This is a genomic window from Martinezella rhizogenes, from assembly GCF_007002745.1.
Lineage (GTDB): Bacteria > Pseudomonadota > Alphaproteobacteria > Rhizobiales > Rhizobiaceae > Agrobacterium > Agrobacterium cucumeris.
Map to the genome: position 1 here is coordinate 38,719 of NZ_SGNY01000014.1, position 10,266 is coordinate 48,984.

Below are 10,266 nucleotides of genomic sequence, written 5' to 3' on the forward strand. Positions count from 1 at the left end.
CTGTCCGGACTGAAACCATGACGATCTGTCGCGGAGACAATCATGACTGAATTCAAGGGAAAAATCGCGCTCGTCACCGGCACCTCCGGGATCGGTCTTGCCTCGGCGATCCGCCTGGCGTCATCAGGCGCGACCGTGCTTGCATGCGGTAACGACGCCGCCACCAACGAGATTTTCGACCGCATCGCCAAGGAGCGCGACCTGCCGATGTCGGCACGGTTCACCGATGTCGCCGTGGAGGCAGAGGTCGAGGCGGCCGTGCGCGAAACAGTCCTGCGTCATGGCGGGCTCGATATCATCGTCAACGCCGCAGCCGTCCACCCTTTTGGCACGGTGCTCGATACCAGCGCCGAGACCTTTGCCCGCTGCCTCGCCGTCAATGTCGGCTCCATCTACCTCACCGGTCGCTTCGGCATTCCGGAGATGGCGAAGCGCGGCGGCGGTGCGATCGTCAACATCTCCTCGGTACAGGGCCATGCCTGCCAGCAGAACGTTGCAGCCTATGTCGCCTCCAAGGGCGCCATCCATGCACTGACCCGCGCCATGGCGCTTGACCATGCGGCAGCGAAAGTCCGGGTGAATTCAGTAAGCCCCGGATCGGTGCGCACGCCGCTGCTTGCGCTTGCGGCCCGCACCTATGGCGGTGAGGGTGTCAGCGAAGCGGAAGCCTTCGCCCGCTTCGGCGCCGCGCACCCCATCGGCCGCATCGGTGAACCGGAGGAAGTGGCGGAACTCGTGGCCTATCTCGCCTCCGACCGCGCAGCCTTCGTCACCGGCTCGGACTTCCGCATAGACGGTGGTCTTACCGCCGGCATTGGCGTCAAATAATCAGACGGGAAACGACAACATGAAGATCGGCCTTGGACTTTACCGGGAGCAGCTCACCCCCGACAATTATCAATTTGCGCAGCAAGCGGGTGCAACCCATGTCGTTGCGCACCTGACCAACTATTTTGCCGGCAAGGATCCCAAGATCGACAGCGGTGACACAGGTGGCTGGGGCGATTGTTCCGGCGACCGGCTGTGGTCTTATGAGGAACTTTCGGCTCTGGTGAAGGACGTGCGCGCCGGTGGTCTGGAGATTGCAGCGATCGAGAACTTCTCGCCGCGCTTCTGGCATGACGTGCTGCTCGACGGACCGGAGCGGGCTCAACAGATCGAGGGGCTGAAACAGCTTATCCGAGACGCCGGACGCGCCGGCATTCCCTGCATCGGCTACAATTTCTCCCTTGCAGGTGTCTATGGGTGGACGCGCGGTCCCTATGCCCGCGGCGGCGCGGAATCCGTTGGCTTCGGCGTCGAAAACAGTATTGCGCCCAGTCCGGACGCACCGATCCCGGATGGTATGGTCTGGAACATGCGCTATCGCCGCGCGGTCGCTGACGCGGCCTCCGTCTCGGTCAGTTCGGCTGAACTTTGGGACCGCCTTGGCCGTTTCCTGAAGGAGATCGTGCCCGTTGCCGAAGAGGCGGGCGTCGTGCTTGGCGCTCACCCGGACGATCCGCCGGCAGAGGAACTGCGCGGCACGGCACGGCTGGTCAACCGCCCGGAAAAGTACGACCGGCTGATGGCGATCGTGGATTCGCCCTCGAACGGTTTGGAACTCTGCCTCGGGTCGCTGCAGGAAATGCCGGGCGGCGACATCTATGAGCACGTTCGTCGCTTCGCCCGCTCCGGCCGCATCGGTTACATCCATTTCCGCAACGTGCGCGGAAAAATGCCGCGTTATGTTGAAACCTTCGTCGATGAGGGCGATATCGACATGGCCGAAATCATCCGCATCCTGCGTGACGAGAATTACCAGGGCGTGCTGATCCCCGACCATACGCCGGCCATGACCTGCGGTGCTTCCTGGCATGCGGGCAAGGCTTTCGCGCTTGGATACATGAAGGCGCTCGTGCAGAACGCCGAAGCTCTCGGCCCGTCGCGGTCGATCACCGCAAGCATGGCGGCGGAATAGGAGGTGCGGATGGCACGCGAACCTGTCTGTGTCGCGCCCGTGGGCGACCGCTGCGGTGAAGGTGCGGTCTGGTCGGCGCCGGAAGCGGCACTCTACTGGACCGACATCAACCGTTTTCTCATTCATCGCTACGAAGAGGAAACACTCGCCGTCAGGACGTGGCTCTTCGAGGAGCCGGTGGTCGCTATCTCGCTCACAGACGAAGATGGCCGACTGCTTGTCGCCCTCGGCTCGAAGCTGATCTGGTGGTGGCCACAGACCGACCGGCGCAAGGATCACGGCTTTGTCCTGCCCGGTGCCCCACGCGTCCGCTTGAACGACGGACGCGCCGATCCGGCCGGAAACTTCTGGGTCGGTTCCATGAAGAACAACGTCCTTCCCGATGGTCAACTGGGCGATGTGGCGCCCGGCGAAGGCATCCTCTACCGGATCGCGCCGGACGGTGCTGTCAGCGAATGGCGGGCTGGCCTTGGAATTTCCAATACGCTTTGCTGGAGTCCGGGCCGAAGCACCTTCTATTTTGGCGATACGCTCGCGAACGAAATTTACGCTTTCGACTACGATGTATCGAAGGGTGCCATATCGGCAGAGCGGCACTTCTTCGCCGGCTTCGAGCGCGGTTCGCCCGACGGTTCGGCGATCGACAGCCAAGGCTTCCTCTGGAACTGCCGTTATGGCGGCCGTTGTCTGGCCCGCATCGCACCTGACGGCAGCCTGGCGGAGGTGATTGATATGCCGGTCACCAACATCACCACCTGCGCCTTCGGTGGCGTGGATCTGAAAACGCTCTACATCACAACGGCAGGCGGGGGACCCGCCGAGCGCCTCGCGGGCAGTCTCTATGCCATCCGGGTAGACATTGCCGGCCTTCCGGAAAACCGCTACGGAGCAGCGACACCATGAGCGGAATGACCACACGACGTGCGCTTGCCTGGGCGCATGGATGCGTCGCGGTGCAGTCGCTCGGCGGTATGCTTGGTCCGGTATTGTTCCTGCTGCCTGACGGGCGGCAGGTCAGCCCACTGCATGTCGCACCCTGGGGCAATGAGGCTGAGCGCGAGAAACTGCCGGAAATCCTGCAGGAGCTTCGCGGCGAATGGCCTTGCGTTCCCTTCGGCAGCGACGCGGGCAGAAGGCTCCCACCAGGCTGGTCCGCAACGGGCGAGAGTTTCGACGGCGCGGGCGTGCCGCATGGTTACAGCTCGAATGTCCATTGGACCTGGAACAATTGCGAAGAGCGACAGATCGCAATGGAATGCCGCTATCCCGACCTTCATCCGATCCGCTTGCTTCGCCGGAGGATCATTCCGGATCAAAGCGCGGCTGCCATCGACATCATCCTGGAGATCGAGGTACGGCACCCTTGCCGCCTTCCGATTGGCCTGCACCCGACCTTCCGGCTGTCGCCGCGGCCAGGGTCCGTCATTATCGAGCCCGGCGCCTGCGATCAGGTCTGGAGTTTCCCCGGCGATGTCGAACCGGGTGCTGCGCTGTTTGCACCCCACCGGCAATGGCCCTCGCTCGGCACGGTCGAGACGCGCGGCGGTTCGACGGTCGATGCAGCGAAAGTACCCCTTGCCGAAAACACCGAGGACCTTCTACAGCTTTCCGGCATTGATGGCAGGCTGGCGCTTCACTATCGCGACGAGGGTTTTCGCGCACGGCTCACGTGGCAGAAGGAGCACTTTCCCAGCCTCCTCCTCTGGTACAGCAATCACGGACGAAAGGCCTATCCGTGGAATGGACGGCACCTGGCGCTTGGTGTAGAGCCGGTCGCTTCCGCCTTCGACCTCGGCCCTGCGGTGTCAAACGCTGCCAACCCGCTGGCATCATCCGGCATAGCGACTGCAATCGCATTCGAGCCAGACCGGACTTTCACCACCCGCTACCGGCTTGAAGTCGAAGCTGCTTCGCAGACCAGCTAGGAAGCACGGGTATGCTTCAAGAGCGAACGGAAGAACCGCATGTCCTGATCGAAGCGCTGTGCAGAGAACATATTGATAGAAAAATGATATCGAGGGCTACAATCGCCCGAAATCTCTGCTGCCCCACCTGCAGAAAGATGAATGGGTGCCCGGACAGTCGCCGCAGACCCATGTTGCCTGCATGCTAAATGAAATCGGCGCAGGAATTGCAGCGCCGAGTTTTCACCGTGGATTTCGCACCAGCGATCTTCAGGCGTTGATACGCTCTTCAACGACCTTCCAGTTGATCAACCTGTCGAGAACTGCGCGGATATGTTCTGCTTTGCGATTTTCATAATCCAGGTAATAGGCGTGTTCCCAGATATCGATGCCGAGATAGGCGGGACGGCCGACGGCGACGGGATTGTTGCCGTCTTCATATCCGATCAGGGCGAGCTTGTTGTCATCGTCGCGTGTAAGCCAGACCCAGCCGGTTCCAAACACCGTATCCGACACATCAACGGCGCGTTTGGTAAAGCCGTCATAGCCGCCGAAGGTCTCGTCAATAGAAGCTGCAAGATTGCCTGTCGGGCGGTTTGAGCCACCGGGAACGAACTGATCCCAATAAGCAACGTGGTTCCAGGCCTGCGCGGCATTGTTGAAAATCTTGACATCATCCGCGCCTTTCGATTTGGCGGCTGCCTTGACGATCTCGATCAGGTCCATATCCGCATAACGGCTGCCAGCTGCCAGTGTGTTGAGCTTGTCGAAATAGGCCTTGTGGTGTTTGCCGTAATGCAGGCCAACCGTTTTTGCCGAAATGACCGGCGCGAGATCAGCTTCCGCAAATGGAAGGGCCGGTTGCTTCAAAGGCAAGGCTGCGCGGGCGATGTGAGGGAGCGGAAAGACTGTTGCGGCAGCTGCCGCCGCGCCTGTTACGAGAATGGTGCGTCGGGTTATCGTCATGATGTCCTCCTTTAAATGTCTACCAGTGGATAATCCGCGAAAGCGGCGCTGGTTTCCTCCGGCTGACAGAAAACCGATGAAGAACGGCGGCGATGTAAAGAAGATGCAATGTCGTCGTGACCTGACGCCTGGGGAAATTCGCGAGATTGAGGCTGTGGCGCCGGAAAAGGGGGCGCTATAGTTCAGGAAAGAATTCTGGCGATCTCTCGCTCTAACTGTTCCTGCGTGTAGGGTTTTCCCAGTCGTGGAAGACCCATTTCGGTCCCGGCCGGCAAATCCGCATAACCCGTCGCAACCAGGATCGGCAGGGCTGGGCGCAATTCGCGTGCGGCCTTTGCGAGTTGAGCTCCATTCATGCCTGGCATCGAAAAGTCAGTAATCATCAGGTCAATGGCAGGCTCATTTTTGATGATATCCAGCGCCTGTTGCCCCGAATTTGCTTCGAGTACGCGATGTCCGAGATCTTCGAGCATGTCGACGGAACTCATGGCGATCAACGCGTCATCGTCAACCAGCAGGATTATCGCTGGCCCGCGCGGCAGTTCATCTGACGGGTCGGGCATCGATACCTGACGGCGCACTTCTGTGGTCACCGGAAGCCAGAGCTCGGCCAATGTGCCCTCGCCCAGTGTGCTGGTGAGTGTCAGTGCGCCATTGAGCTGGACAGCCAGACCATGGATCATCGACAAACCCAGCCCCGTCCCCTTGCCCAGTTCTTTGGTGGAAAAAAACGGATCTACGGCACGCCGAACGGTTTCTTCGTCCATCCCGGATCCGGTGTCCCTTACGCTAAGACATACATATGCACCCAGAGGAAGCCCCTCGGAAGGTACCACGCTTTCTTCAGCGCGGACGCTTATCGACAACTGGCCGCCCTCCGGCATGGCGTCGCGCGCATTGACGACAAGGTTGAGCAAAGCAAGTTCGACCTGGTTGCCGTCGACCAGAACCAATGGCAGGCCGCCGGCGACGGCAGTGGTAAGCTGAATGGACGAGCCGACGGAGCGTGCCAGCAGTTCCTGCATGTTTGCCACAAGTTCGGAGAGATCTGTCGGCTCCACCTCAAGATCCTGCCGGCGTGCAAACGCCAGCAGTCTCTGTGTCAGGGAGGCGCCACGCCGCGCACCCTGAAGCGCGCCATCGATCAAACGTGTCAGTCTCGGATCATCGGCAGCATGTTTTCTGGCGAGGTCGAGGTTGCCAAGCACGGCCATGAGCAGGTTGTTAAAGTCGTGGGCGACCCCGCCCGTCAACTGGCCAATCGCCTCAAGTTTCTGCGATTGAAGCAACTTCTGCTCGGTATCCTGCCGCTGGGCTATTTCCGCCTTCAGCGCCTCGGTTCGTTCTTCGACCCGACGTTCCAGCGTTTCATTCATCGAGCGTAGCGCCGCCTCGGCATGCTTGCGGGATGTGATGTCGGAACCGACACCAATAAGACGCTGGGGCTTGCCACGCTGATCATGGACAAGACGGCCGCGAACCTCCGCCCAATGCAGGCTTTGGTCCGGCCAGATAACACGATATTCGGAGACGTAGTCTTCGCCTGCATCCACGCTGCGTCGAAGACCATCTTCACGGCCTTGCCTGTCATCGGGATGCACGGAGGCTGTAAGCTCGTCGTAACTCAGCTCCTTGTCTGCACATCGGCCGAAAATCTGACGAAACTCGGGGGAGGAACCAAGCTCCCAACTCGAGAGGTCTAGGCTCCATGTGCCTAGATGCCCTGCAAGCAATGCAGTCTTGAGGTTGAGCTCGCTTTCACGCAATTCGATAATGCGGTTGCGAGCTTCAAGTTGCCGCCGACGGTTCTTGCGTGCCGACTCCACGACGCTGACGAAAGTTGTCGGGTGGAACGGTCGTTCCAGAAAGGAGACGTTTCCAAGTGCCTGGGCAACTCTTGCGGCAGCAGGGTTTCTCTCCGGCCCCGCTCCTTTGTGCGTCAGGACGATGAAAGGGAGATCCGACCAGCTTGGCTGGGACGTCACCCAGGCGTTGATAGGCCCGAGATTGCTGGAGCGAAGGACCTCTTCCACGACGACGACAAAAAGAGCATTTTCTCCAAGGCACTCGGCCAGGGCCTCAAGGCTTGCCACCGGCTGCGATGAAATACCGCGCTCCTGCAGGATGGATGCTGCGACAACGCTGTCGCGACCGTTCGGGGCGTAAATGAGGGCGACACTGTCACGATCAGGAATCGGAATTCCCTCCAATGTCGAGCATGTTTTTCTGTTCGCCGACAAAATGGGGTATGCCGCGCAAGACACCCTTGAAGCCCGCGAGTGGATCGCCGAGTACCAGACCGCCCTCGCCGATATTGTATTCCCGAATTGTCGTTTCGTGTCTTCCAGTGCGCTTCTTGACGACCGACACGGCGCGGCGCACCTTTCCCATGGCCTCGAAGTAACGCAGCAGGACGACGCTGTCGGCGAGATAGGTGACGTCGACAGGCGATTTCATATCGCCGAAAAGGCCATGCTGGGAAACAGTGAGAAACGTGTTGGCGCCCTGCCTGTTGAGATATTGCAGCAATTCATGGATATGCAGAATGAGTGCATTTTCTTGCGGCATCGCGGCCTGGTAGCCGTTAATACTGTCGATTACGATCGTCTTGGCTTGGGCAATATCGACACGCTCCCGCACCCTATGGGCAAATTCCCCCGGCGACAGTTCTGCCGCATCGAGTTGCTCAATATGCAGCATGCCGCTTTCACGCATGGCGTCGATATCGATACCGATCCCGCGCATGCGATTTGACAGAAGCCCCAGCTCTTCGTCGAAGCCGAAAAACGCTGCCTTTTCTCCACGGGCGATCGCTGCTGCGACAAACTGCATGGTAAAGATCGTTTTACCGGTTCCGGCAGGTCCAAGCACAAGCGTGCTGGAGCCCTGCTCGATCCCACCACCCAGCAATGCATCGAGTTCCGCAATTCCGCTGCGGGCCTGATGGCGGTCGTAGGTTGTGAAATGCTCATTGGCACGCAACCGCGGAAACACCGCCACGCCGCCTGTCCTGATGGTGAAATCGTGATAGCCGCCTCTATAGGCCTGGCCGCGGTATTTGACGATCCTCAACCGACGGCGCTCTGCCCCATAGTCGGGAGCCAGTTCCTCAAGATGAATAACACCGTGAACAACGCTGTGAACGGTCTTGTCGAGAACATCGGCCGTCAGGTCGTCAAGCAGCAGGACCGTGGCCCCCTGACGCGCGAAGTAATGCTTCAGGGCGAGAATCTGCCGACGATAGCGCAGCGAACTCTGCGCCAACAGCCGTATTTCCGAAAGGCTGTCGAGCACGACACGCGCGGGTTTGACCCGCTCAAATGCTTCGAATATCAGCTTTGTCGTCTCGCCAAGCTCAAGATCAGCCGAGTAAAGAAGGCTCTGCTGGTGTTCCGCGTCAAGCAGGCTTTCTGGCGGCACAAGTTCAAAGACGTCGATTAAACCGGGGATTTCCATTCCATGCGAGTTCGCCCCTTCTCGCAGTTCTGTATCGGTCTCGGACAGGGTTATATAGAGACCCCGTTCTCCGTCCTCTGCGCCATCGCGCAGGAACTGCAGGGCAATCGTTGTCTTTCCAGTTCCGGGATTGCCTTCAAGAAGAAACACGTGACCTTTGGACAGGCCTCCTCCGAGAATGTCATCCAACCCGGAGACACCCGTTCTTGCCTTTAAAGCTCCTACCATCTCCACCCCTTCGACCATCTGCTCCATTTGGCACTAGGCCCATCCGGCAGTTGCCCGCAATTCAATTTGACACGTATATTCCCCTAAACGTCTTGGCCCCCCGGGTGGTTTCATTCTAATCATCACTCGCCTGTGTTGTCGACGTATCGATGACCGGGCATCCAGGACAAAGCTTGCATGTGCCGGCGGGCTGGCCGACCAGCCGACAAAGCGACAGGCGAAGCCCTGACAGGTGACGGAACAGGTAAAGCCTGCTGAGTGGCGGGGGCTTCGAGCTGCCGGTCAAGCCGGCTCCAAGCCATCTTGCGAGAATGTCGTGCGGGCTGGCGCGAAGGGTGTTCTGCTCCGTGAGCCAGCGTCATACGGATCTTACGTTCGAGGACTTCAGGCGAGAACTTGTTCGTATCTTGCTCATATCGGCTCAGCCGAAGCGGCTAGAAACGAAACTCCATGCAAACCGTTTCCGCCGCTTATGAGGTGCAGCAATTTCTCACAACACCTAGTGGAATATTCAGTCCACAAATGCACCGGAATTTATCCGGCGCGAAGCATTGCTCTGCTCAAGAACGCATCAACAAAAGGGCTCTCTCGGATGCGGCGGAAAAGCCGCCCAGCGGGATCCGAAAAGGATGCTCCTTTGAGTCCGGCACCGTGCCCAGGATGTTGAGAGCCGCCCCGGCGCGCATTGCCTTAACAAGAGCCGCACTCAATGTGAACTCGACAATGCAACCTATAGGCTGGCAGGTGTGGAAGGGCAGTGGCACATCGCCTACCGCTCCCTCATCAATCTGGATTCTGACGCCCTGTGTCAAAATCAACCCAAATGGCAGGACCATCGTACCACTTACCGTGCCTTCATTCTGAGGCCGGATGTTGATCAGCAGCAGGCGTCGCCCGTCGCTTTGAGTCTGCTCCTGTGAAATTATGCAGTCACTGGCGTTCCCGATCACCTGGCACTCGACGATCCAGTCGCGAAAAACCTCACGGACGGAGGTCGCTCCTCCTGGTAACGTATGTGACGTCGGTGTTTGGGCGTGCGAAAAAGTGGCGCCCGCCAAGACAAGGAAAGCTCCGATGCTCGCGGTAATTTTCATGACTGTTTTCATATAAGCACAACGATCTCTGACAGGTTCAAATGGAAGATTGTGTCCGCAACGCGCTTCATCGGGGCGCGACTATTCGATAGCGGCCAAAGCGGCAACAAGCCCCGCCAATGGCGCCTTTAAACTGACATTGCCCATGGCGGCGGATGAATAGCTGACCTCTATCGTGGCCTTTTGGCGGATTTGCTCACGCATCATCGCCCCTACCGGCAAAAAGGCAGTACAGACGGATACATCGCAGGCTTGGATTTTGATGCTGACCGGCTTTTGGCGCCCGGGCACGTTTAAGACAATCATCCTGTCTCCGTCCGGATCGGGACGTGTCCGCAGTATCATGACAGGCTGGCCCCCGTCTGTGGCAGCCAGGGACCAGCTGAAGGCAACCTTTCCCTCCCCGTCCACGATAGACTGGGTCACATTGCAGATTTTTTTCATCGAAACGAGGTTTTCGTCACAGATCAGCTCCCAGTTCTCAAATGGGCGAACGACCCGCTGATAGTTGCCAAGTACGGATCCTGCCGGCACCACCACGTCGGAGGGCTTCAACCGAAACGGTTGCCGCGAACCGTCCTCCGCGGCAGCAATTGCGCCATCAAAGGCAGACACGATCGAAATCAACAGCATTGTGTAAAAGAGACGCATAGCTCAG

General features: G+C 59.1%; 9 protein-coding genes. 4 read left to right on the forward strand and 5 right to left on the reverse strand.

Annotated features, from left to right (window positions below):
- Positions 1 to 42 precede the first annotated feature (42 nt).
- From EXN68_RS26485 to EXN68_RS26500, 4 genes are read left to right on the forward strand one after another with little or no spacing between them, the layout of a single operon-like run.
- Positions 43 to 828 (forward strand): SDR family NAD(P)-dependent oxidoreductase, encoded by a 786-nt coding sequence (locus tag EXN68_RS26485; RefSeq protein WP_142843579.1) that lies wholly within the window; start codon positions 43 to 45, stop codon positions 826 to 828.
- Between the two features lie 19 nt (positions 829 to 847).
- Entirely contained in the window at positions 848 to 1,960 is a 1,113-nt protein-coding gene (locus EXN68_RS26490) for a mannonate dehydratase (protein WP_142843580.1), read from the forward strand.
- Between the two features lie 9 nt (positions 1,961 to 1,969).
- Positions 1,970 to 2,863: an SMP-30/gluconolactonase/LRE family protein gene (locus tag EXN68_RS26495; RefSeq protein ID WP_142843581.1), complete on the forward strand. Its 894-nt coding sequence runs from the start codon at positions 1,970 to 1,972 to the stop codon at positions 2,861 to 2,863.
- Positions 2,860 to 3,885: a hypothetical protein gene (locus EXN68_RS26500; RefSeq protein ID WP_142843582.1), complete on the forward strand. Its 1,026-nt coding sequence runs from the start codon at positions 2,860 to 2,862 to the stop codon at positions 3,883 to 3,885. Before EXN68_RS26495 ends, EXN68_RS26500 begins: the two co-directional genes overlap by 4 nt.
- Positions 3,886 to 4,134: 249 nt before the next feature.
- On the opposite strand, the gene EXN68_RS26505 is transcribed toward EXN68_RS26500, so the two are convergent.
- The 5 genes from EXN68_RS26505 to EXN68_RS26525 form a co-directional block, all read right to left on the reverse strand.
- Positions 4,135 to 4,830, reverse strand: coding sequence for a superoxide dismutase (locus EXN68_RS26505; RefSeq protein WP_142843583.1), 696 nt, complete (start codon positions 4,828 to 4,830; stop codon positions 4,135 to 4,137).
- A 182-nt stretch (positions 4,831 to 5,012) separates the two neighbouring features.
- Entirely contained in the window at positions 5,013 to 7,040 is a 2,028-nt protein-coding gene (locus tag EXN68_RS26510; protein ID WP_404944536.1) for an ATP-binding protein, read from the reverse strand.
- The gene (locus EXN68_RS26515) at positions 7,018 to 8,514 is read right to left on the reverse strand and encodes an ATPase domain-containing protein (RefSeq protein ID WP_161991487.1); all 1,497 of its coding nucleotides are present in this window, start codon (positions 8,512 to 8,514) and stop codon (positions 7,018 to 7,020) included. Before EXN68_RS26515 ends, EXN68_RS26510 begins: the two co-directional genes overlap by 23 nt.
- 560 nt (positions 8,515 to 9,074) lie before the next feature.
- Positions 9,075 to 9,608, reverse strand: coding sequence for an invasion associated locus B family protein (locus EXN68_RS26520; RefSeq protein WP_161991488.1), 534 nt, complete (start codon positions 9,606 to 9,608; stop codon positions 9,075 to 9,077).
- Between the two features lie 81 nt (positions 9,609 to 9,689).
- Positions 9,690 to 10,259 carry an invasion associated locus B family protein gene (locus tag EXN68_RS26525; protein ID WP_142843585.1) on the reverse strand — a complete coding sequence of 190 codons (570 nt, stop codon included), beginning with the start codon at positions 10,257 to 10,259 and terminating at the stop codon, positions 9,690 to 9,692.
- Positions 10,260 to 10,266 lie beyond the last annotated feature (7 nt).

Bases quoted from the DNA above. Each gene is read 5' to 3' on its own strand.
- EXN68_RS26485 (WP_142843579.1), top strand. From the start codon at position 43: ATGACTGAATTCAAGGGAAAAATCGCGCTCGTCACCGGCACCTCCGGG.
- EXN68_RS26490 (WP_142843580.1), top strand. From the start codon at position 848: ATGAAGATCGGCCTTGGACTTTACCGGGAGCAGCTCACCCCCGACAAT.
- EXN68_RS26495 (WP_142843581.1), top strand. From the start codon at position 1,970: ATGGCACGCGAACCTGTCTGTGTCGCGCCCGTGGGCGACCGCTGCGGT.
- EXN68_RS26500 (WP_142843582.1), top strand. From the start codon at position 2,860: ATGAGCGGAATGACCACACGACGTGCGCTTGCCTGGGCGCATGGATGC.
- EXN68_RS26505 (WP_142843583.1), bottom strand. From the start codon at position 4,830: ATGACGATAACCCGACGCACCATTCTCGTAACAGGCGCGGCGGCAGCT.
- EXN68_RS26515 (WP_161991487.1), bottom strand. From the start codon at position 8,514: ATGGTAGGAGCTTTAAAGGCAAGAACGGGTGTCTCCGGGTTGGATGAC.
- EXN68_RS26520 (WP_161991488.1), bottom strand. From the start codon at position 9,608: ATGAAAATTACCGCGAGCATCGGAGCTTTCCTTGTCTTGGCGGGCGCC.
- EXN68_RS26525 (WP_142843585.1), bottom strand. From the start codon at position 10,259: ATGCGTCTCTTTTACACAATGCTGTTGATTTCGATCGTGTCTGCCTTT.